Below are 22974 nucleotides of genomic sequence, written 5' to 3' on the forward strand. Positions count from 1 at the left end.
GGCGGGGCGGGAAGGGGCTCGTCACGTTCCCTCTGCCCACTCGGCGCCGATCCGCCGCCAGCCGGGTTCCTCCCGCCGGTCCGGTGCGGCGACGTACCTCTCGAAGCTGGCGATGGCCGACGTGCCGTGCACCGACTCCACCGTCCGCGCCGCCAGGTGGCACAGCAGCGCGCGCTCCACGGGCGCCAGTCCCATCCGGTTGAGATGGAGGTACAGGTAGTTCATCACCAGCCGGAACGAGGCGAACCACGCGTCGTCGAGGAAGTCCCGGTGCCCGTGGTCGGACAGCAGGAGCCGGTGGAACTCGCTGAGCTGCCGCGTCGGCATGCGCGGAGCGAGCGCTGCCCCGCCCATCGACACCTCGCCCGAAACGAGCAGCGGCTGGGCGGTCCGCTGGTGCCGACGAACGGCCCGCGCCCACTCCCGTACGTACGGCACCCCGGAGCCTGTGGCATCGGCGCCCTCCGGCTCCGCGAGGACCGCTTCCACCTCCCGCAACCGCGCGCCCAAGGCAGCTTCCTGCCGACGGAACCGCTCGTCGAAGCGGGTGCGGTAGGCCGCCGGGTCGTTCGTGCGGGACAGAAAGGCGTCCGCGTGCGAGCGCAGGGACAGCACCCCCCGCTCGATCGGGGCGCTGCCGTCCTCGAACGGGATCGCTGCCGCGGCCGCCGTGGCCCACATCAGGTCCAGGGCCAGTACGGACAGGGGGTTGGCGGGCAGCTGCTCGTACATCCGGAACGCGAGGTCGTTGGTGTCGGCGAGGAAGCCCGCCACAAGCTCGCTCGCGCGGAGCGAGCCGAGTACGTGCAGCCGCTGGTCGTACGGGCGCTCCACCACCGTGTTGTCCGCGACCCACGGACGGAGCGGCTCGGGCTCCATCTCCAGCTCCGCGAGCCGTTCGTGCACGGGTGCCAGCGCGGCCTCGTCCAGGCGGACGGTGGAGGGGTGGGCGCGCAGGTAGTCCGTGGCGACGCCCGTCACCACGGGGCGCACCCGCTCGCACCATGCCTGCTCGTCGGTGCGGAAGTTGAGGCGCAGATGGGGTCCGCGCAGCCAGTGCCGGCCGAACCAGGCGTCGCGCACGAAGGGGGCCACCGCGGCGAACGCGGGGCGTACGGCCCGCAGGATCAGCTCCGGCTCCGTGGCCTCGTCGTGGTGGTGGACGTGCAGGCTGTGCCAGGAGGCCTCGGCGGCCCCGGTCATGCGACGCCCTGGGCTTCGGGCAGCTCGGCCAGCACCCGCCCCACCAGGAACCGCAGCTGGTTCTCCTGCCACAAGGTCAGCCCCAGCCGGTTGTTCACCAGGTGGGCGCAGCGCAACAGCACCAGACTGGTCGCCGGGTGCGCGGTGGCCGACAACTCCAGCGGATCCGCCAACGGTGAGGCCGCCCAGTCGGCGACGAACGTGCCGGACTCCTCCATGCGGTGCAGCGCGTCGCGCAGCCTCCGCACCGTCGCGAGCCAGTATCCGCGCTGGCCGGTCCCGGGCGGTTCGGCGGCGAGCTCCCAGGTGCGCCGGGCGCGCGCGTGCAGCTGCTCCCGCTGCGCCAGGTAGCGCGGTTCGACATCGGCCGCCTCGGGTCCGCTCCCGAACGGCAGCGGCGGCCCACCGTGCTGCGCCCACCGGTCGCGGATCTCATCGCACAGCGCGAAGACGCCCACCACCAGGTCGAACGCGAGCAGCGCGCGCTGCTCGACCGTGGTGCCCGCCGCGATCACCGACAGCGCCAGCCGGCTCGACTCCCAGAAGTGCCGTTCCACGGCGGCGAGGGCGGCGCCGTGGCCGTAGTCGGCGTGCTCGCGTTCGTAGGGCAGGAACTCCACGGTGTTGTTGGCCCGCACCACGACGTCGTGGCCGCTGCGGCCCTCCAGCCCGGCCAGTCCCAGTGCGACCTGCGCGAAGCGGGAGCGGTCCACCACGTCCGGAGCCGGCGACAGCGCGAGGAACGCACCCAGCCCGTGCTCCATCGCCTCTGCCACTTCGGCGCGGTCACCGTCGCGGGAAGGGAGCAGGCGCAGTCGCACGTGCGGGCCGCCCTCCCAGTAGCGCAGGAAGAAGTACCGCTGGATCACCCCGCGCTTCTCCAGCTCCGACACCAGCGGCTGCACGCAGCGCGTCAGCAGCACGTCCTGGTCGGCGTCGTAGAAGACGTGGGCGCACACCCAGTCCGCCGACCGAGCGGTCGCCGGATCCAGGAGGGCACCGTCGCCGTGTCCGTTCATCATGGTCATCGTGTCCGTCCTTCGTTGATCTCGACGAGGAACTCGGTCACCCGGGGGCCGCTGTCGCCGTGGGCCGGCATCTCCGAGGGACCGGGCAGCGCCTCCTGGAGGAAGACCACCTGTCCCGTCCCGGCGGCGAGCAGCCGCTCGAAGACCCCGACCAGCAGCAGGTTGGCGAAGTCCACGTAGAGCGGCTTGCGGGACTTGACGCGCCATACGTCCCCGCTGACCACCGACTGCGGGTCCAGGGCACGGACGAAGCAGCGCTGCGGCATCCGGTGCTCTTCCAGCCATCCGGCGAGCCGGAGCAGCAGCGACCGGTCGCTCTCGCCCTTCCCGCGCCTCGGCACGGCGTCGGGCGGCAGCACCCACTGCCGGCGGCTGACCGTCGTACGCCCCACGACCACCCGCGGCTCCACCAGGACCTCCCGCACCTCGGTGAGGGACGGGTCCCCGAACATCCGCCGTCCGGGGATCAGCAGGTTGGACGTGGCGCCGAAGGTCTGCATCAGCAGGCGCAGCGCCGGCGGGAGCCACAGTTCCGCGATGAGGTTGGGGTGGACCGGCCGCAGTTCGCCGGCGTGCCCTGCCGCATGCAGGGTCAGCAGGCCGAGTCCGGGGTCGTGCGTCACGCGCAGGTCCCCCAGGCGGACGCGGTGCTCGGGCGGCCGCAGGCTCAGCCCTCCGGGATACTCGATCTCTGCGGCCACGGCGGACACTCGCAGGCCCACGTTGCTTCCGAAGTGGCGGCAGGTGTCGGCGTGGACGGCGCCTGGAGGCGGGAGGGCGGAGTCCACGACGGTATCCCGCGCCGCGCCGAGGCCCGCTTGGGTGAGCAGCCGCCGGATACGGTCACGTCCGCGCCCGTGCCCCGAGTTGATGGCGTTGACCACGAACTCGGGCGCGGCGCGGGTGCCGAGCGGCTGGCCGTAGTACGCCACGGAGTCCGGCGCCCGCATCCACCCGGGCCGGCGCTCGGTGACCGCCAGGAGCTGCTCGGGAGCGATCCGTACGACACCGTGTGCATCGGCCGGAGCTGTGCGGACCAGATTGCACAGTTCGTCCCGCAATGCGGCCAGTTCGCCCAGCCGCGGGAGCCGGTGGTCGTGCATCGTCCGGTAACCGTGCACGGCGACGGAGAGCAGGGCGGGCAGCGCGGGGTCCTCGCGCAGCCACGTCTGGACCAGCCGGTGGAAGGTCAGGAACGGCACCGTCTCCCCGGCCCCGACGCGCTCGGCGAACAGGTCGGCGAGCGTCACCCGGCCGGGCAGGGCGGGGTCCAGCACGGCGTAGCACTGCCGCAGCGCGTCCAGGTCGCTCAGCACCGGTTCCCATACGCCCCGGTCCGGCCCGGGGAAGGGCGTCGCCAGCAGGGCGTTCTCGATGACACTGTTCTTGGCGGGCAGACTGATGCGCCCGGGGGCGAGCAGGTCCCTGATCCGTCGTAGCGCGTCCTCGACGGCTTCCGTGGCGCGCACCCGCTGCGCCGGATCCGTCACCTGCGGGTAGCCGGACAGCGTCTCGGCGATGACGGCAAGTTCCCGCTCGACCCCGACCAGCTCCGGGCTCGTCGCCCCGGCAAGCCAGGAGCGAAGGTCGGCGACGTGGTCGAGGGCCTGGTCGGCGAAGGGCCGCTCGGCCTCCAGCAGCCCCAGTTCCTCCAGCCGTGCCAGGTACGCGGCGGCGGTGTCCGGGTCGCTGCCGGTGCGGTGTGCGACGGCCCGGGCCGCCTGCTCGCGGGTGGGGCGGGCCGCGCGCACCACGTCCACGCACACCCGCACCGCGGCCGCCTCGGGCAGCGTACGCAGCGGCTCCTCGGCCGCCGTCCCCAGGAACCGCCAGCTGCCGTCTTCGAGCATGGCGCTGGGGTTGAGGCGCAGCCGTCTGCCCCCGGCGAGTTCGGGACGGCTGCCGAGTTCGTGCACGACCTGCTGGACGATCCATACGTTCAGCTCGGCGACCGTACGCACCTCGGGTCCGGCGGGCGCGCAGCCTTGCTCCCCCTCGCTCCAGGTGCCGAGGCCGCTGGCGGTGAAGGTGCTGAACGGGCTGGTCTTCATGGTCACCCGGCCCAGGTACTTGGTGAGCCGCAGCGCCAACGAGCGGTCGGGTGCGCGCTCATCGGGCCGCGCGAGCCATTTGCGGACCTCGGCGAGGAGCACCGGACTGCTCAGGACGAGGCCGTGCTGGAACCCGGGATCGGCTGCCGCCTTGCGCAGCAGTGTGTGTTGGGTGCGCAGATGGTGGCTGATCAGGTCATCGAGCCGGGCCAGTTCCCCCTGATGGCCGGCCCGCAGCCGCGCCCAGGTGTCCACCTGGTCGATGACGGGCCGGGGCAGCAGCGCGCGAACGGCGTCGTTCCAGTGGCGCTCGGCGAGCGGGCGGCGGTTGTGGATGGCCCGCCGCACGGCCACCAGGAGCGGCTTGCCGGAACCGGCACGGCCGATCTGCTGGTAGAGGCGGTCGGACAGCTCGGCTGCCAGACGCTCCAGTCGGCGTTCCGCCCCGCGTACGGTCGCTACCTGCTGCCACAACTCCGGCGAGCGCAGATCGTCCAGCGTGGAAGCGGGCAGCCCGCCGATCCGTACGCCGAACGCGTCCGGTGTCGAAAAGTCCTCGGTCATGGCCGACTCCAGTCACGGAAGGTGCGGAAACGCTGGGGCGTGGGTGCACGGGAACGTCATGGGAACGGGTGTGGGTGCGGATTGATCTCTCCTTCGACCAGGGGCGTCGCACGATGGCCGAGTTCTGCGGGGAGCCGCAGCAGCCGGGGAAGTCCAAAGGTGCGGCGCATCCGGTGTCCGAAGGTCATCGGAAGCAACCCGGGCACGATCACCTTCGCGCACGCCAGCCGGCCCGCCCGGTGCTCGTCGGTGGTCTGGTCGACGACGATGACATCGAGGCCCCGGTCGGTGAACCGGGCCACCGCCTCGGCCAGGTCGTCGCGCAGGTCCGCGTGGCGCGGTCGACAGGTGGCGTGCGCGAAGGCCTCCTCGACGGGCAGGCCACCCCGTTCCACGTCGCCGTCGCCGCCGAGCAGGAAGGCGAGCCGGTCGAAAGCGGCCGGGTGGCAGTAGAGCAGCGCGTGGTCCCGCATCTCGCGCACCAGGTCCGGTTCGTCGACCATGGCCGCGATGCGGTCCCGCTCCTGACGGAAGGCCGACCGGTTCCACCCCAGATTCGCCGTGAGCTCCAACAGGCCGTTCATCAGGGCCCGTTCGGGATCGAAGTGTGCCCCCGCGGCGCAGACCGCGGCGGGCTCATCGTGCCGGCCCGGTCCGCTCGGACGCACGGCCATCACCCAGGCCGTCGGGATGCCGTGCTCGGGGGTGGTGGCGAAGGCCAGCACCCGGTGGCCGCTGCCCTGACGGATCCGTTCGATGAGCGCACCGATGCGGGGGTCGGACACCGTCCGCAAGTCCACCCGTGGCACCGGGAGGCGGGCGTACCAGGTCAGCAGGAACGCGTCCCGCTCGGCGAGTTCGACCAGCCCGTGCAGCGCCGCCTCCTCCAGGCAGCCGCCCAGCGCACACCCGTTGGACACCTCGTACGCCAGGGGCCTGGCCGCAGGGTTGTCGTGCCGGGTGCGGTAGTACGCGTAGTCCTCCGGTACGAGGACGGGGGCGTCGCGGACGAAGGAGTGCCCCCACACCCAGTTGAGCTCCAGGTCCGGATGGTACGGCGGATAGGGGAAGTCGGGATCGGCGTACCGCTCGGGCGGGTACAGACCCAGGTCGGGCGGGCACAGTGCCCGGTCGGCCACCTCCGCATGGCTGGCCCGCACCGTCGTCCGGCGCCCGCCGGGCCGGGCCCCGCCCAGCCGCTCCAGGGCCTCGGCCAGTGCGGTGCGGGCGCCGGCGCCGTAGTCCAGGTCACGGCCGAACCCGGCCTCCTGCTCACCGCCGGGCAGGTGCAACGGGGCGGAGACCATGGGGTAGGGGTAGTCGGTGCGCACATCGAGCTGCCGGACCAGCCCCGTGCGCCCGTCGACGTACCGGGCGACCAGCCCGTCCCAGTCGGCCCGCAGGTCGCGCACGCGGGGGACATCCCGGTCGGGCTTGGGCCGGGGCTCGGCCATGAGGACGGGCGGCCGGTCCTCGGGGAGCCCGCCGCACCAGGGGCACGCCGGGTCCGGCAGGAAGGGGTGCACATCGACGGCCATGGTCGTCAGCGACAGGAAGGCGACGGCCCTGTCGGTCAACCGCCCGGTGGGGGAGGCCACTTCGCCCGACACGAGTGCGGCAGCCGTCTCGCACGCCCAGGTGGTGAGGACCGGCGATGTGCGCCCGGCGAGCTGTTCGCCGTGCCGCCGCAGCAGAGCCGCGCGGGGGCTGTCCTTTCCCAAGGCCCGGTGCCGACGCGTCCGGGCGCAGCGCGCACAGCCGGCCCGGCCCGGAACGGTCGTCGGGCCGACCACGAGCAGGCCGAGCTCGACCCGGACCGGCAGCCAGCGGACATCGGGGCGCGGCGGCTCGGTCGCGGTCACCCAGCCGTCCTCGGCCGTGACGACCGCCTCGTAGGCGGGGCCCTCCGCCGGCACCAGCGCGTGGGTACGGGACAGGGCGGTGCGGAGCGCCGAGGCGAGGACGCCCTTGCCCACGACGGCCACGCGGGCCGAGCGGGCCGCGGGGGCCGTCGCGGTGTCGCCGGAGCGAGCCGGGTGGAGCGGTTCGGTGGGCCGTCCGGTGCGGGCGCCCGTCACTGCGTCGGTCAACGTCATGTCCTCGTCGTCGCCGGGACACCGTGTTCGGCGGTCCAGGGCCCGCCGAACACGGCAGTGCGGCCGCTCGGTTCAGCAGCAGCAGCAGGAGCAGCAGCTCGCCGGGGTACCCCTGGACGTGCAGTTGGACGCGCCGATCTCGACCATGGCGTGACCCACGTTCACCGTCTCCAGGCTCTCGCCCGGCGAGGCCGGCAGGATGTCCAGGTCGTCCACACTGAGGTCAGCGAGGTCGAGGACGAGGTCGTCCTTCATCGCATTCCCCCTTTCTCCTTGGATGGGTGAGAAGTTGGCCAGTCACTGGGCCACCCGCATCCTGCGGTCCTCGGACGCCCGGTGTCTTCACGGTCCGACCGCAGGACCGGCCGTAGCACGAGCCGCGGTCGCGGCCGTAGGCCGCCCGTAGGTTCGGCTCACCGACCCCGCAGGGGCGGTCACCAGGTCAGCTGCGGCTCGTACTGGGCGGTGGGCCGACGGCGGCCCACGACGAGCGTGAACACCGGCACATGGGCGGCGTCCACACCGATCAGCTCCCTGACCATCCCGTCGTGGTAGCCGTTGGTGACCCGTACGGACAGCCCGGCCGCGGCGGCGAGCACACTGATCCGCTGGGCGACGATCCCCGCCTCCTGGTGCAGGACGCGGTACCCCCGGGCCCCGAACCACCGCTCTCCTGCCACCCGGTGGGCGGTCAGGAACACGAGGGCGCCGGCCTTCGCCGAGTTCACCGCCGGGGTGCGGTCGCACAGCATGGCGAGCACGGCGCGCCAGTCCCGCCCCGGCACCCGTACCAGTGCGGGCGGTCCCGATGAGGCATCCAGTCGGTACAGCCCGGGTGAGGCCCCGTCCGCACCGAGCATCAGCACGTGGGCGTCGACCAGGGGGCGGCACATGGCCCCGGTGTGGTCGGACGCTACGGGCTCCAGCGCGTACCGCAGGGCCGACGCCACGTGGTCGAAGGCCACGGGGAGAGCGGCCGGCAGGAACATCCGCCCTCCCGAGTCACGGGCGCGCAGGGCCGCGGCCAGCTCCACGCCGCCGGGGCCGGGCTCCGGCCCCGCGAGCCCGAGGACGCCGTCCGCATCCGGTGCCTGGTCGGGCAGGTGGAAGCCGTCGGGGGCGATGGGCGCCCCGGGGCCGGTGAGTCGGGCGGCGAGGTCGACCGTGGTCAGGCCTGACCATGCGCGCGACGGCGTACCGTTGGTCTGTACGTGGGCGGGGTGCAGTGTCCGCAACTCAGCGACCGGAAAAGGACGTTGAAGAGCGGCGCACGGCGGCGACGCCTCGGCCGGGGTCAGGTCGATCACCGCGAAGGCCGTCTCCTCCCTGCCGTCGAGCCCCAGCGCACGGTTGACCACGGCGTCGCCGAAACGCTGGTGCACCCTGCCGTGCAGCCCGAGCGCGGCTGCTGTCAGCAGCGCGTTCCCGAGCGTCATCCCCGCCTCCTGCGCGCACAGCCGATACGCGTAGTCCCGATAGCGGAACGCGGTCTTGCGGAACCACGCGGACGCCACCAGGAGCCCGATGTCCGCCCTGACCCCCGTGGCGGCGCGCACGGCATCCGGTACGCCGCCCGCGCGCAGCAACGTCAGCGCGTGGTGCGCCGGGTCGTAGTGGTAGCACCCGGCGGGCAGGTCGCCCGCCGGACGGGCCAGCCACACATACAGCTCCACGGGGTGGAAGCAGCGCGCCGAGGCGACCGTCCGGTGGTAGGGCCAGACGGCGTGCGGACCGAGTTCGATCCGGCATACCCCGTACGTCCAGTACAGCAGCGCGGAGAGCGTGCGTTGATCCAGTGCGTCGAGGCTGGGGACCTCTCGCGGGTGGGCGGCACGGAACGCCTCGAAGGACCAGCGCGCGTCCCCGATCCGCCGGGCCGGCTCGGGCAGTACGTGGCGGGGCAGCCCGCGATACGTCTTGAACGGCAGCGGGTCGTCCGCGCCGCCCTCCGCACCGTGCCCCTCAGCGAAGAGGTCCTGGACCCCTTCGAACGTCCGCCACCAGAACCGGAGGCCGACCGAGCTCCGCAGTCCGTCGCTGACGCTAGGCATCGCCCCGCGCCTCCGCCCGCCGCTCGGCTCCCGCTGCCGCCTCCCCGGCCTCGTCGGCGATGACGACCCGTACGAGGAAGGGCAGCACCTCGTGCACCGCCGGATCGTGGTCGAGCGGGACCACGAGCGGACGCATCCCCCGCGAGCGCAAGGCCTCCACCATGCGCTCGCGCCCCGCCGGGGCCGGCACCTCGATCCACTCCTCACCCGAGGCGGGGGCAGCCAGCTCACCCAACCGAACCGGTGCGTAGGCCGGTTCGTCCGTCATCACCGACTGGCGGTCGAGCAAGACCGCACGGAGCCCCTCCACGACCGACGCGGGCCCGCATGTCGCGGTCACCGTGCGACCCGCCTGCGCCCAGGCAAGGATGGGCAGGCCCAGCGCCTCGCCGATGTCGGTGACCTCCACCGAGCCGCGTGAGGCGTGCAGCAGGTCGAGCAAGCCCCGTGCCTCGGGGGGCAGGGCGTCGCGACGCAGACGCACCGGCCGGGGCCGTGCCCGTCCCTGCGCCACCTCGCGCAGGGCCAGCCGCACACAGTGCTGGGCGAGGCCGTCCGCCACGGCATCGGCCCAGCTCAGCCGGGCGGCCACCCCGACCTCGTGGTCCGTTGCGAACACCCGGCTTGCCGCCACCGCCTCGGCACGCTGCTCGTCCAGCGCCCAACCCCACACAGCGCCACCGGCCCCGAGCCGACGGTCGTCGACGTGGTGCGCCGCGTACCGGGCGAGCCCACGCAGTGCGCCCTCCCGGCGCGCTTCGGCGAAGTCCGTCCCCGCCCCGTACACCGGCGCAGCGCCCTCTGTGTGCGGTACCGCCTCGGTGACGTTCAGTGGCACCTGGGTGAACTCCCGCTCGTCGAGGGCGCACAGGACACCGACGTACGGGTCGAAGCAGCGGGCCGCGCGCTGGGAGAAGGTGGCCTCGTCCAACGGGGGTGTGGAGCCGAGCCGTTCGAGTCGCCGAGTGAACTCCTCTCGTGTCTCCGGTCGAGCGGGGACCGTCGCGGGATGGGGCAGGAACGCATGCGTGGAGGTGCGCAGGGTCTCCAGGTCGATGCGCGTCATCCTCCCTGCGTCGGCTGGGGATGGTGCGCCGTCGGCGATCCCGGTGAGTGCGGTGAACGCCGCGAGCCCCAGGTACGAGGCGACCACCGCGGCGGCCGGCCCGGTGAGGAAGGCGTTGGGCCGGAACGGGCCGCGTGCACCGAGCCGCCGCCACGCTGATCGCCAGTCGGGCCCGGGCGGCCCCAGCCAGGCGATGTCGTCCAGGACCAGTCCCTGCACCAGCAGCGCGCCCGCCTCCTGGCACAGCGCATCGAGCCGGACGGCCCGGTCGACGCTCGTGCCGTCCGCGACGTGCAGCACGGCGTCCGCCTGATCGACCAGGCCGCCCCACGCGGACTCGTCGCGGGTCGCGGCGGACTGGTCGAGGAAAGCAGGAGTCACCGTCTGTTCCGGATCGCGCAGGGCGGCCTCGGCGGTGAGCTCCGCCAACCGCTCGGTGTGGGTCCCCGGTGCGTCCGTGCACACGGCTCGCAGGCTGCGCACCCCGGAGCGAAGCGCCGAGCACACCAGGGCGATGAACACCGGACCCGAGCCGACCACCCCCACGTTGCTGTTGCGGTAGGTCTCGAACCGCCGCGCTGCGGAGTCCCCGTGGTACTCGATGAACGCGATCTCGGAAGCGTAGGCCGCCAGTTCCCGCGGGGTGAGCCCGTGCGGCAGGTCCTGCCCGGCATCGACCAGGCAGCCGGCCGCATGCAGCTGATCAACGAGGGCGTGTACGACCTGCCGCTTGTCCTGCGGCAGCCGCCCGACCAGCGCGTCAAGCTCGACCGAACCATCGAGATGCGGCGCGAGCCGGTCCAGCCACTGGTAGGCGGACCTGCCGCGCAGGGCCAGGTCGACCCCCGCGCCGAAGACATGGACACCATCACCGGTCGGTACGTACAGGACATCGGACTTCAATCGGGGGCGCATCATCCGCCTTCCGGGTCGGGTATCCACCGGTCCGGCATCCGATGTGCCGTCGAGTCCGGCGTCGGAACCTGCAGTCGATTGGGGCCCAGCCGAGTATCGGGGCAGCCCGCGGCCACGTCTTCACGGTCGAGCCACAGGGCAGACCACAGGTTGCGCGGAGCCGGGCTGTGGAGACCCGCGGGGCGGCCTGGCTGATGAGGAGGCGGGACCGCCGGCGCACGGGGCGCGCAGTGAGCGGGAGCCGCCGGTCCCGGACGGCCGGCCCAGCTCTCCGGGACGCATCGCGCGGGACCGGGGGTTGGGTTGGCCGGCCGGGTGGCTCCCGGGGGGAGAAACGCCCTAGCTCTGTGGAACGTCCTTGACGAACACGATGCCGTCGAGGTGCGCCAGGTGGGCCGGGTCAAGCGGGGCGTAGCCGAACCAGGGGGAAACGCGGGGCCCAGGCCGGGACGCGACGACCGGGCGCCCGGCTCATCGGTCGCATGCCCGACCAAAAGATGAAGCCCGCCGGACGTTGCCGGTCACGGCACTTCCGGTAGTCCGGGGCCGGTGCAGTTCACATCCGTCTTCGGAGTCGTGCCGTTGACGAGGTAGGCAGCCGCGGTGTCGTCCACGCATGCGTTGCCCCGGCTGGCGAACACGCCGTGCGAGTAGTCGTTGTCGAGCGTGACCAGGCGCGAGCCGGGCAGCAGTCGGCGCAGTTGGCGTGCGCCCTCGATGGGGGTGACGGGGTCGTGCGCGGAGGCCACCAGCAGTACGGGTGGGGTGTCGGGGCTGCCGAGCGGGGTGCGGTGGGCCGGCTTGTGGTGCCAGTAGGCGCAGGTGGACGCCTCCATTCCGGCCAGGATCGGCTGCGGGTCGAGCCGGCGGGTGTGGTGGATGTCCGCCAGGATCCGGTGGGGGGCCGGGGCAGGAGAGTCGGCGCACTTGACGACGCGGTTCGCTGCTTCGTAGTTGCGTGAATCCGGGCTGTCGAAGGCGGTGGCGGGGCGGAGTCCGTCGGGACGTCCGTCATGCAGGTAGTCGCGCAGGCCCTCGGCGAGACCGGCCCAGCGTTCGGTGCGGCCCAACGCGCGGTAGACGGTGCGGTCGAACTCGGCGGGCCCGAAGCCGTCCACGGGGTGCGCGGCGAGGTCGTGGCGCACGCGCAGATAGGCCCGGCGCACGGTGTCCGCGCTCCCGCCGAGGCCAAAGCGTTCCGCGTGGGCGGCGGTCCAGGCGAAGAAGGTGTCGCGCTGCCGCAGCAGCGCGTGGCTCTGGACGACGTCGAAGTCGTACCAGTCCCAGGGGCCGACCACGCTGTCGAGCACCATGCGGCCCACGCGGTGCGGGAACCGAGCGGCGTACGCGGCGCCGAGGTAGCTGCCGTAGGAGACGCCGAGGAAGCTCGTCCGGCGTTCGCCGAGGGCGGCGCGTACCGCGTCCATGTCCCGCGCCGTCTGCTCCGTGGACAGGTGGGCCAGCGATTCGCCCGCGCCCGCGGCGCAGTCGTCGGCCATGTTCCGTAGCGAGGCGAGGTAGTTCTTCTCCGCCGGCGTGCCTATGGGGACGGGGTTCGCGCCCGGGCTGGCGAAGAGGCCGCCCATCGGGCCGCAGTTCACGGGAGCGCTCTGTCCGACGCCACGAGGGTCAAAGCCGATGACGTCGTACGCACGTCGCACGCTCTCAGGGAGCTTGGCCCGCTTTGTGACCGCGTAGGAGAGCCCTGAGCCGCCCGGTCCGCCGGGATTCACCAGCAGGATGCCGCGCCGCTCGGCGGGGGAGCCCGACGCGCGGACCCGCGAGACGGCTACTTCGATCTGCGGTCCCCGCGGGTGGTTCCAGTCGAGCGGAACCCGGAGTCGTCCGCACTCCACGTGTTCCGGGGCCGGCGGGTTCGGGAGGGAGTCGGGGCACGCGCCGAAGCGCAGGGGGGACGCCGGAGTGGCGGCCTGGACCGGGCCGGCCGGGGCGAGGGTGGCGGCGGTCAGCAACGCGCACAGAACGGCGGTGCGGCGCATGGGAGGGGTCACGGGGCCTTCCTGGGGACTCGGCGAACAAGGGGGCGGCAAAGGACTGCCCACGAGATGACAATGAAAATGATTATCGTTAATGTCTTCGCCGGGCAACCCGGAACCCTTCGACGAGGAGGGTCGCTGGGCTGTCCCGTGTCCGAAATCCAAGCCCGGAAGGGGAGTTGTGGCTCATCTGTTGGTGGTCGAGAGCTGGGTCGGAGCGATGAGCCGGCTGCTGCCGCGGGCGATAGGGGAGGGTGGGCACACGTTCACGTTCCTCACCCGTGACCTGCACCACTACCTGCGCTCCGCGCCCGAGGGGACGGCTCATCCGCTGCTTGGTGCCCGCAACGTCATCACCGCCGAGACGAATGACACCGAGTCCCTGGTGTCCGAAGTCGAGCGACTGCATGCGGCGTTCGGGTTCGACGGGGTGGTCACGTCCTGCGACTACTACCTGCCGACGGTGGCGCGGATCGCCGGACGCCTCGGTCTGCCGGGCCCCGGGCCCGAAGCGGTGGAGAACGCCTGCCGCAAGGACGCCACCCGCCGCGTCCTCGCCGCCGCCGGAGTGCCGGGGCCGCGCTTCGCCGTACACGAGGAGTGGACCGACATCGCGGGCGCCGCCCGGGAGATCGGATACCCGCTGGTGGTCAAGCCCGTCGACCTGTGTGCCGGTATGTACGTACGGCGCGTGGATGACGAGGCGCAACTCTTGGATGCGTACCGTACGTTGGCGGATTTCCCGGTGAATGCGCGCGGACAGCGGCGGGCGCCCGTCGTCCTGCTCGAAGAGCTGCTGGACGGCCCCGAGGTGAGTGTCGAGACCGTCTCGTCCACAGGGACGATCCACGTGGTCGGCGTCACCGACAAGAGCGTCGGCGGGGCGCCCGCCTTCATCGAGACCGGCCATATGTTCCCCGCCGCCCTGGCGCCCGCCGACGCCGAGGCCGCCGAGCAGACCGCGCTGCGCGCCCTGAAGGCGCTGGGGCTCGTCGACGGCGTCGTGGCGCACACCGAGATCAAGCTGACCGCCGCCGGCCCGCGCGTGGTCGAGGTCAACCCGCGTCCCGCCGGGAACCGCATCACCGAACTGATCCGCCACGTCACGGGCATCGACCTCGCAGCGGCCTGCGTGGAGGTCGCGCTGGGCCGCCAACCCGAGTTGCGGCGTACGGACACCGGGCTGGACAGCGCCGCCATCGGATTTCTGGTGTCGGGGACCACCGGCACGCTCGAAGCGCTGGACGGCGGCGAACTGCGGGATGCACCGGGCGTGCTGGAAGTGCAGCTCGCTGACCCCGGCAAGGTGGTGAAGGCGGCGGACAGCAACAACGAGTACCTCGGGCACATCATGGCCGGTGACGCTCACGGGTCAGGGGCCCGCGACCGCGTCGAGGCCCTGCTGGCCGGGCTGCGTGCGGGGCTGGTGATCCGATGACCGCCGTCACCGGCGCGGCCGGCACGGTGGCGTACGAGACGTACCGGACGTACGGCGAGCTCGTGGACCGCGTCCGCACGGGCGGGCTGGGCCCCGACCCGGCCACCCAGCGGATCGCCGCGGCCTTCACCACTCGGCAAGCCGTACGGCACAACGGGCGTGGCACCGGCTATCGCAATGAAGTGCTCAGCCTCCGCCTGGCCGAGGCCGTCGGCTCCTGCGCGGTCGAGCCCGGCGCGCTGCCCGACAGTGCGCTCGACGACTGCGTGGGCGCGGATGTGGCCCGGCTTCTGGAGCATCCGCTGCTGCCGGTGCGGGTGGCCGCCCTGGATGCGTATCTGATGCACGTCAGCCCGCACGGCCCGGAGAACGGTGCGCGTCCCTTCCCGCTGCCCGCCGGGTCGTCGCTGGAGAAGTCCCGGGCGCGGGCGAAGGCGGTCGCCGAGCTGATCGACCTGCCGCCCGGGGCCACGGTGCTGGTGATCGGAGTCGTCAACTCGCTCCTGGAAGCGCTGCGTGCACGTGGCCTCCGGTACGTCCCGTGCGACCTCAAGGGCGGCGTCACGGAGTGGGGCGAGCAGGTCGTCACCGATGCGCTCGCCGAGGCCGGCCGCTGTGATGCGCTGCTCGTCTCCGGCATGACCCTGGGCAACGCCACCTTCGAACTGCTTCGGCAGCACGCGCTGCTGCACGGCAAGCAACTGGTGGTGTTCGCCCAGACCGGAAGCGCCGTGCTGCCCCGCTTCCTCGGCCACGGCGTGAGCGCGGTGTGCGCCGAGCCGTACCCCTTCTTCTGGCTCGATGGCGGACCCGGAGCCGTCCACCGCTACCGGGGTCCGTACGGCAGCTCCTGTCCGGGAGGCGAAGACCGTTGACCACGACCGCTGTCCGTCCCACCGACCGCCCGGAGCTGCTCGCCCTGCTCGGCCGTACGCCACTGGTGCGCATCACCGCTGATCTGCCGGGCCCCCACCCCGGATTCTGGGCCAAGCTCGAAGGACTCTCCGCCGGCGGGATGAAGGCCCGGGCCGCCATGTCGATGCTGCTGGGCGCGCGCGAACGCGGCGAACTACGGCCCGGTGCACCGGTGGTGGAGTCCACCTCAGGCACCCTCGGCATCGGCCTGGCCTTCGCCGGGCAGGTGCTCGGCCACCCGGTCGTGCTGGTCGGCGACCGGGAACTGGAGCGTTCCATGCGGCAGTTGCTGTGTGCCCACGGCGTTCGCCTCGAAATCGTCGACCGCCCGGCCCCCGAGGGCGGCTGGCAGGCCGCCCGCCTCGCCCGGCTGCGCGAGCTGCTCGCCGTGCGGCCCGACGCCTACTGGCCCGACCAGTACAACAACCCCGACAACACTGCCGGTTACGCCTCACTGGCCGCCGAACTCACGGACCAGCTCGACCACCTCGACGTCCTGGTGTGCAGCGTCGGCACCGGCGGCCACAGCGCGGGCATCATCGGTCCCCTGCGGCGGCGCTGGCCCGCCCTGCGGCTCATCGGCGTCGACGCCACCGGTTCCACGATCTTCGGCCAGCCCGCCCGGCCCCGGCTGATGCGCGGACTGGGCAGCAGCATCCACCCGCGCAACGTCGCCTACGACGCGTTCGACGAGGTCCATTGGGTCGGCCCGGCGGAGGCCGTGGAAAGCTGCCGGCGGCTTGCCCGGGGCAGCTTCGTCAGCGGCGGCTGGAGCACCGGCGCGGTCGCCCTCGTCTCCGCCTGGGCCGCTCGCGTCCACCCCGGCGCGGTGGTCGCCACCGTCTTCCCCGACAGCCCGCACCGCTACCTCGGCACGGTCTACGACGACGACTTCACCGCCGCCCATGGCCTCGACCCGGCCGCCGCGGCCACCCGACCCGTCGAGATACCGCACCCCCGCGCGGCCGAGGCCACCGGATGGGTCCGCTGTACCCGCGTCGCCGACCCGCTCCGGGCCCCCGTACCCCCGCATCCTTCGGAAGAGAAACTGTGAAGGCCACCCAGCGCACCGTTCGCCTCGACCTCGCCGAGCCGCTGCGCATCTCCCGTTCCACCATGGCCGCACGCGATGCCGTGTGGCTGACCGTCGAACACGCCGGGCTGCGCGGCCACGGCGAGGCCGTCACCAGCGTCTACTACGGCCTCGACGCCGGCACACTCGAACGGTTCTTCGCGGCCGTCGCCACGGACCTCCGCCGCTTCCGCGACCCCGAGGGCGCCCTTGGTGCCCTGCGGGCGGGCGAGCTGGCCGGGGAGGACACGCCGCCGGCCGTCACTGCCGCCGTCGAGGCCGCGCTCCTCGATCTCGCCGGCAAACGGGCCGGCAGTCCCGTCCACCGACTCCTCGGGATCGCCACCGCTCCGGTGGCGGCAACGGCCCGCACCATCGGCATCACCTCGCCGGTGCGCGCCGCGGCCGAGGCGCGGTGCCTCACGGCGAGCGGCTTCGAGGTCATCAAGGTCAAGGCGGGAGCGCCCGACCCCGAGGACGACGTGGAGCGGGTACGCATCATCCGTGACGCCGCGCCCCGGGCTCGGCTGCTCCTCGACCCCAACGGCGCCTGGAGCACGGCCCAGGCTGATGCCCTGCTGCCCCGGTTCGCCGACCTCGGGGTCGAGGCCGTCGAACAGCCCCTCGCACCGGGCGACCCGGAGACGCTCGGCGCCCTCGCCGCGCGCTCACCGCTCCCGGTCATCGCTGACGAGGACGCCGTGAGCCTGGAGGACGCCTGCCGCCTGGCCGGACGGGTGCACGGTGTCAACGTCAAGCTCGCCAAGTGCGGCGGCGTCCACGCGGCCCTGCGCATCGCCGAGGCGCTCGAGGGCAGCGGCACCGCGCTGATGCTCGGCTGCCTCACGGCAAGCAGCCTCGGCCTCGCCCCCGCCGTCCACCTGGCCGGCCGCGCCCGCTGGGCCGACCTCGACGGACACCTGCTGCTCGCCCACGACCCGTGGACCGGGATCGGCGGCACCGACGGTTTCGTACGGGCAAGTGACCTGCCTGGCCTGGGAGTCCGGCGCAACGCGGGGGAGGAGACGGCATGAAGATCTGGCACGAGATGCGCCGCTTCCCCCTGGCCGTCCGCCTCCTCCTGGCCAACCAGCTCGGTGTCAACACCGGCTTCTACCTCCTCATCCCCTATCTCGCCACGCACCTCAGCCAGGACCTGGGCATGTCGGCGGCCGTCGTAGGGATCGTCCTCGGCATCCGCAACCTCAGCCAGCAGGGCCTGTTCCTCATCGGCGGCTCCGCCTCCGACCGGCTCGGCGCGCGCGGCGTCATCATTGCCGGCTGCGCGCTGCGCACTGCGGGGTTCGCGCTGTTCGCGCTGGGTGATGGGCTGGCCGTGCTGCTCGCCGCCTCCGTGCTCAGCGGGCTCGCCGGCGCCCTGTTCAACCCTGCCGTGCGTGCCTACCTCGCACAGGAGGCGGGGGAGCGTAAGGCCGAGGCGTTCGCGCTGTTCAACGTCTTCGCCACCACCGGCGCGCTGATCGGCCCGCTGCTGGGCAGCGCACTGCTCCTCGTGGACTTCCGTACGTCCGCGCTCACCGCCGCCGGGATCTTCGCCGTCCTCACCGTCGCGCAGGCCCTCGTCCTGCCCGCGCGTCGGGTGGAGCCGAGCGAGGGTGGCGTCCTCGCCGACTGGCGCGAGGTCCTCGGCAACCGCGCCTTCCTGGCCTTCGCGCTCGCCATGGTCGGCATGTTCACCCTGCAGAACCAGCTCTACCTGCTGCTGCCCGACGGAGCCCGGCGGACCACCGGGTGGGACGGCGCGGCGGGGCTCGTCTTCCTCGTCGGCACCGTCGCCAACCTCACCCTGCAACTGCGCATCACCCGCGCTCTCAAAACCCGTGGAAGCAGGGCGCGTTGGATTGCCACCGGGCTCGCTCTGATGGCGCTGTCCTTCCTGCCGCCGGCACTGGTGGCGGGTGGAGCCGGCTCCCCGGACGGCGCCGCCGACGCGGTGCTGCGCACGCTACCCGTCCTGCTCGGTGCCCTCCTGCTCTACCTCGGCGTCATGATCGCCCAGCCGTTCGTGCTGGAGCTCATCCCCGGATTCGGCCGCACGGAGCTGACCGGCACCTACTACGGGATCTTCTACGTGGTCTCCGGCATCGCCGCGGCGGCCGGCAACACCGCCGTCGGCTGGGCCATGGACACCGGGGAACGTGGCGCTGCTTGGCTGCCCTGGGTGTGCTGCGTCCTGTTCGGTCTCGCCTCCGCATGCGGCGTGGCCTGGCTGCACCGGCGCAACGCGCTGCCAACGACGCCGAAGCCCGCCGTGACGACTGCGGCTTGAGGAAGGAGACGACATGCCCCGCACCGCCACTGAGGACCTGCGCAACCTGCTCACCGACAACCCCGAGCTGTATGAGGCCCGTTTCCCTGACGCCGACCGGCTGGCCGGCCGCTGGACGGAGGACTGCCTGCGGCGGTACGGCGCGGGCCCGCGGGTGCTGGACATGGGCTGCGGCACCGGCCGTGACGCCGCCCACCTGCACGTCGGCGGCCGGACGGTGACCGGCGCCGACCTCTCCGAGGCGATGCTGGCGCACGCCCGCGCCCACCACCCCGGGCCCGCGTACGTCCGTGCCGACCTGCACGGGTTCGACTTGGGCCACAGCGCATTCGACGCGGTCGTCTGCCTGGACAGCTCCCTGCTCTACTGCCACACCAACGCCCAGCTCGACGGCTTTCTGACCTCCTGCCGGCGCGCGCTGACTCCGGGCGGCCTGCTCGTCGCGGAGATGCGTAACGGCGCCTACTTCCTGGGCCGTACCGACCTGCTCGACACCGCCACCGTCCACGAGTTCGCTTGGCAGGGCACGGCCTACCGGTCCACCACCACGCTCACAGTGGACCGCACCGCCCAACTCCTGCGCCGAAGCCGCGTATGGACCGCGGATGCCGGCGCATCGCCCGTCGAACAGCGCTCTGCATGGCGGCTGCTCTTCCCGCAGGAGCTCCGCCGCCTCCTGGCGGCGCACGGCTTCGAGGTCCTCGAACTGCACGACGGTCCGGGCCCGCGCACCGAGCCGCCCTGGCGAGAAGGCCTGTCCCCCGGCGACGCGACGGACGCCGACCGGCTGCACGTCGTCGCCCGGCTCCCCGAGACAGCACTGTGACCCCTCCACACCACGAGGAAACCCGCATGAACGAAGAGTCCGCCCGCTACCTCCCCTCGCCGGCCGAACGGTCCTTCCCGGGCCTGCGCCGCCGCGGCTTCCTCGCCGCCACGGGCGCCGCCTCGCTCGGCACACTCGCGCTCACCGGTTGCGGTGGGCCCGGCTCCGACGACGGCACGGGCAAGGGCGACGGTCGGCCCCGGCGGGGCGGGCGGCTGCGCGCCGCCTTCGCCGGGGGCGGCGCCAGCGAGACCCTCGACCCCCATCTGGCCAACCTCTTCGCCGATGTCGCCCGCGCCAAAGCACTCTTCGACAAGCTCGCCGACTACGGCGCAGACCTGTCCGCACGACCCCGCCTCGCCGAGAAGTGGCAGGCGAACAAGACCCTGGACCGCTGGCAGGTCACCCTGCGCAAGGCCACCTTCCACAACGGCAAACCGGTCACCCCCCAGGACGTCCTCTACAGCTACCGCCGGATCGCTGACCCGAAGAAGGGGTTCCGTGCCAAGGCGTCCCTGGAGCCCCTCGACCTCGACGCGAGTCGCGCCACCGGCACGCGGAGCATCGAGTTCGTCCTCAAGCGCCCCACCGCGGAATTCCCGAACATCCTGGCTGCGTTCGGCGCGTACATCGTTCCCGAGAACGCGACCTCGTTCGACCGGAAGCCGATCGGCTCCGGTCCCTTCCGCTTCGTCTCCTTCGCCCCCGGCCGCTCGGCCGTCTTCCGCCGCTACGACGACTACTGGGAGGGCGCCCCGCACCTCGACGAGGTCGAATTCGTCGTCGCCAACGAGGAGTCCGCACGCGTCAACGCACTCCTCGGCGGACAGGTCGAGTACGCCCACGAACTCGACCCCACCACTGCCCGCGCGCACGACGGCAAGGGGCAGATCGAGATCGTGCGGCTGCGCAACAGCGCCATGCAGGGCTTCGCGATGAAGACCGACCGGGCCCCGTTCGACGACAAGAGGGTGCGCCAGGCGTTCTTCCTCATCGCCGACCGCAAGGAGCTCGTCGACGGCGCCCTGTCCGGCGCCGGCGAGATCGGCAACGACCTGTTCGGCAAGGGCTACGAGTACTACGCCGACGGCCTACCGCAGCGCGAGCAGGACCTGGGACGCGCTCGCGCCCTGCTGAAACAGGCCGGCGCCGAAAAGCTCACGGTCACCCTCGACACCTCGGCCGTCGCGGCCGGATTCACCGAGGCCGCCAGCATCTTCCGCGACCAGGCCGCGAAGGCGGGCGTCACCGTCGACGTCAAGACAGGCAGCAAGGACACGTACTGGAGCGACATCCTCGACTCCGGCACCCTGTGTTGCTACCGCTCCGGAGCCATGCCCATCGAGGCCCACCTCTCCCAACGGCTGCTGACCGACTCCACGACCAACGCCACCGAGTGGCACCACAAGGACTTCGACGCCCTTTACCAGCAGGCGCAGTCCACCCGCGACACCAAGGACCGGGCAGCCGTCTACGCGCGCATGCAGCGCCGCCTGTACACCGAAGGCGGCTTCCTGATCTGGGGCTTCGCCGACTGGATCCTGGGCACGGCGCGCACCGTGAAGGGGGTTGACCGCAAGGCGCCCGCCAACACGCTCGACTGGGCGCGGTTCGACAAGGTGTGGCTGGCGTGAGGGGACTGCGCTCCTTCGTCGCCCGGCGGCTGCTCCTCGGCGTCGCACAGACCGTGGCCGTGGTGCTGCTGGTCTTCGCGCTCACCGAGGCGCTGCCGGGCGATGCCGCCGTGGCCCTCGCCGGCGACCAGCCCGACCCCGCCCGTATCGCGGCCATCCGCGAGGCCATGCACCTCGACCGGCCGGCGTACGAGCGGCTGGCCGAGTGGGCGGCGAGCCTGTTGCACGGTGACTTCGGCACTTCCGTGACCTCCGGACGGCCCGTCAGCCAGTACCTCGCCGACGGCTTCGGCCCCACCCTGCTGCTGGCCGCGCTCACCATGGCGCTGCTCGTCCCGGCCGGCTTCGGCCTCGGCGTACTGGCCGCCCGCCACGAAGGGCGACTCGCCGACCGGCTGATCAGCTCCGTGACGCTCGCGGTCTACGCGGTCCCCGAATTCGCCCTCGGAGTACTGCTGGTGACCGTGTTCGCTCTCCACCTGGGCTGGCTGCCACCCACCGCCGTCGGCTACGGCACCGACCTGCTCGCGCACCCCGCAGCGCTGCTCCTGCCCGTCCTCGTACTGCTCTCCCGGCCGGTGTGCTCGCTGGCCCGCCTGGTCCGCGCCGGCATGGTCGACGCCCTGGCCGCGCCGTACGCGGTGCATGCCCGCCGCTACGGCGTCGGCGGCGTCCGCGTCCGCTACGCCCACGCCCTGCCCAACGCCCTCGCCCCGGCCGTCCAGCAGCTCGCTCGCACCGTCGACTGGCTGCTGTGCGGCGTCATCGTGGTGGAGGCCCTCTTCGTGATCCCCGGACTCGGGACAGTCCTGCTCAATGCCGTGGCCGAACGCGACGTACCGGTGGTGCAGGGCCTCGCCGTGGTGTTCGGCGTCCTGACCGTCGTGCTCAACCTCGGCGCCGACCTGGTCGCCCACCGTCTCGCACCCCGGGCGGGGGTGGCCGCGTGACGCACAAGCCCTCCACCCTCGTGTCCGGTACCCGTGCGGTCGTACGGCCGCGCCGCGTGGGCCGCTATGCCCTCGGGCTCGCCGTCGTCTCCGTACCTCTCGTCCTCGCCGTCCTGGGACCGGTGTTCGCGGGCGACCCGGTCGCGCGGGCCGCTTCCTTCACCCTCGGCGACGGATACTGGTTCGGCACCGACTTCGTGGGCCGTGACGTATGGCGTCAGGTCCTGCTCGGCGGCCGGCCGGTGGTGCTGACTGCGCTCGCCGCGACGGCCCTGGCCTACCTCGTGGCGCTGCCCGTCGGACTCATCGGCGCGCTCACCCACCGCCGCTGGCTGGAGGAGACGCTGCTGCGGCCACTGGATGTGCTGCTGGCGGTGCCGTCCCTGCTGCTGATCCTGCTGGTGGCGTCCGTGCTCACACCGGGCGCCGTCGGGCTTGCCTTGCTCGTCGCGCTGGTCAACGTCCCGGACGCGGCCCGGATGGTGCGCGCGGCCGCCGGCGAAGCCGCGGCGCGCCCCGCGGTCGAGGCGCTGCGCATGCAGGGCGAGACGTGGTGGCGCACGGCCGTCGGCTACGTCGGCCGCTCGATCCTGCGCACCCTGGCCGCCGACGCCGGCACCCGGCTCACCGGCGTGCTGTACCTCGTGGCCACGGCCGCGTTCCTCGGCGTGGGTGTCGCGCCGGACGCCGCCGACTGGGCGGTGATGGTGGACCGCAACCGCACCGGACTGTTGGTGCAGCCGTGGGCCGTGGTGGTGCCCGCGCTGCTGATCGTCGTGCTGACCACGGGCAGCAACCTGCTCTTCGACGCGGCACTCCACAAGCCCGGCCGGCGCCGGGGAGAGAGGAAACCACGGCCGTGACCGAACGCAACGACA

At 72.8% G+C, this 22974-nt stretch carries 17 protein-coding genes; 9 read left to right on the top strand and 8 right to left on the bottom strand.

All coding sequences use genetic code 11. The features are described from left to right. Nucleotides 1-21: 21 nt before the first annotated feature. From AB0G84_RS06135 to AB0G84_RS06170, 8 genes are all read right to left on the bottom strand, one after another. Nucleotides 22-1203, bottom strand: a complete 1182-nt coding sequence (locus tag AB0G84_RS06135; protein ID WP_361316158.1) for a thiopeptide maturation pyridine synthase — start codon at nt 1201-1203, stop codon at nt 22-24. Further along, nucleotides 1200-2231, bottom strand: a complete 1032-nt coding sequence (locus tag AB0G84_RS06140) for a thiopeptide-type bacteriocin biosynthesis protein (RefSeq protein WP_361316160.1) — start codon at nt 2229-2231, stop codon at nt 1200-1202. Before AB0G84_RS06140 ends, AB0G84_RS06135 begins: the two co-directional genes overlap by 4 nt. Then, a complete protein-coding gene (locus tag AB0G84_RS06145; protein ID WP_361316163.1) occupies nt 2228-4846 on the bottom strand; it encodes a lantibiotic dehydratase in 2619 nt (872 codons plus the stop codon). Before AB0G84_RS06145 ends, AB0G84_RS06140 begins: the two co-directional genes overlap by 4 nt. Before the next feature lie 56 nt (nt 4847-4902). Beyond that, nucleotides 4903-6942, bottom strand: a complete 2040-nt coding sequence (locus AB0G84_RS06150; RefSeq protein ID WP_361316165.1) for a TOMM precursor leader peptide-binding protein — start codon at nt 6940-6942, stop codon at nt 4903-4905. Nucleotides 6943-7014: 72 nt separating this feature from the next. Then, entirely contained in the window at nt 7015-7197 is a 183-nt protein-coding gene (locus AB0G84_RS06155; RefSeq protein ID WP_361316167.1) for a hypothetical protein, read from the bottom strand. Between the two features lie 179 nt (nt 7198-7376). Continuing rightward, nucleotides 7377-8993 carry a SagB family peptide dehydrogenase gene (locus tag AB0G84_RS06160; RefSeq protein ID WP_361316170.1) on the bottom strand — a complete coding sequence of 539 codons (1617 nt, stop codon included), beginning with the start codon at nt 8991-8993 and terminating at the stop codon, nt 7377-7379. Then, entirely contained in the window at nt 8986-10962 is a 1977-nt protein-coding gene (locus AB0G84_RS06165) for a hypothetical protein (RefSeq protein ID WP_361316173.1), read from the bottom strand. Before AB0G84_RS06165 ends, AB0G84_RS06160 begins: the two co-directional genes overlap by 8 nt. Before the next feature lie 533 nt (nt 10963-11495). Further along, entirely contained in the window at nt 11496-12986 is a 1491-nt protein-coding gene (locus AB0G84_RS06170) for an alpha/beta hydrolase (RefSeq protein WP_361316175.1), read from the bottom strand. Nucleotides 12987-13152: 166 nt separating this feature from the next. Here AB0G84_RS06170 and AB0G84_RS06175 point away from each other — a divergent pair, with 166 nt between their 5' ends. The 9 genes from AB0G84_RS06175 to AB0G84_RS06215 are packed head-to-tail and all read left to right on the top strand — an operon-like array spanning nt 13153 to nt 22959. After that, nucleotides 13153-14409, top strand: a complete 1257-nt coding sequence (locus AB0G84_RS06175) for an ATP-grasp domain-containing protein (RefSeq protein ID WP_361316178.1) — start codon at nt 13153-13155, stop codon at nt 14407-14409. Then, nucleotides 14406-15284, top strand: coding sequence for a hypothetical protein (locus AB0G84_RS06180; RefSeq protein ID WP_361316180.1), 879 nt, complete (start codon nt 14406-14408; stop codon nt 15282-15284). Before AB0G84_RS06175 ends, AB0G84_RS06180 begins: the two co-directional genes overlap by 4 nt. After that, complete coding sequence (locus tag AB0G84_RS06185; RefSeq protein WP_361316182.1) at nt 15281-16378, top strand: PLP-dependent cysteine synthase family protein; 1098 nt, start codon at nt 15281-15283, stop codon at nt 16376-16378. Before AB0G84_RS06180 ends, AB0G84_RS06185 begins: the two co-directional genes overlap by 4 nt. Next, nucleotides 16375-17430 carry a dipeptide epimerase gene (locus AB0G84_RS06190; RefSeq protein ID WP_361316185.1) on the top strand — a complete coding sequence of 352 codons (1056 nt, stop codon included), beginning with the start codon at nt 16375-16377 and terminating at the stop codon, nt 17428-17430. The genes AB0G84_RS06185 and AB0G84_RS06190 overlap by 4 nt, the downstream gene beginning before the upstream one ends. Then, nucleotides 17427-18686, top strand: a complete 1260-nt coding sequence (locus tag AB0G84_RS06195; protein WP_361316187.1) for an MFS transporter — start codon at nt 17427-17429, stop codon at nt 18684-18686. The genes AB0G84_RS06190 and AB0G84_RS06195 overlap by 4 nt, the downstream gene beginning before the upstream one ends. Before the next feature lie 13 nt (nt 18687-18699). Beyond that, on the top strand, nt 18700-19512 hold the full coding sequence (locus tag AB0G84_RS06200) for a class I SAM-dependent methyltransferase (protein ID WP_361316190.1): 813 nt from the start codon (nt 18700-18702) through the stop codon (nt 19510-19512). A gap of 26 nt (nt 19513-19538) precedes the next feature. Next, the gene (locus AB0G84_RS06205; RefSeq protein ID WP_361316192.1) at nt 19539-21146 is read left to right on the top strand and encodes an ABC transporter substrate-binding protein; all 1608 of its coding nucleotides are present in this window, start codon (nt 19539-19541) and stop codon (nt 21144-21146) included. Then, nucleotides 21143-22096 (top strand): ABC transporter permease, encoded by a 954-nt coding sequence (locus AB0G84_RS06210; protein WP_361316195.1) that lies wholly within the window; start codon nt 21143-21145, stop codon nt 22094-22096. Before AB0G84_RS06205 ends, AB0G84_RS06210 begins: the two co-directional genes overlap by 4 nt. 20 nt (nt 22097-22116) lie before the next feature. Further along, the gene (locus AB0G84_RS06215; RefSeq protein WP_361316832.1) at nt 22117-22959 is read left to right on the top strand and encodes an ABC transporter permease subunit; all 843 of its coding nucleotides are present in this window, start codon (nt 22117-22119) and stop codon (nt 22957-22959) included. Nucleotides 22960-22974 lie beyond the last annotated feature (15 nt).

It is taken from the genome of Streptomyces sp. NPDC020742 (genome assembly GCF_040641675.1).
Classification (GTDB): Bacteria; Actinomycetota; Actinomycetes; order Streptomycetales; family Streptomycetaceae; genus Streptomyces.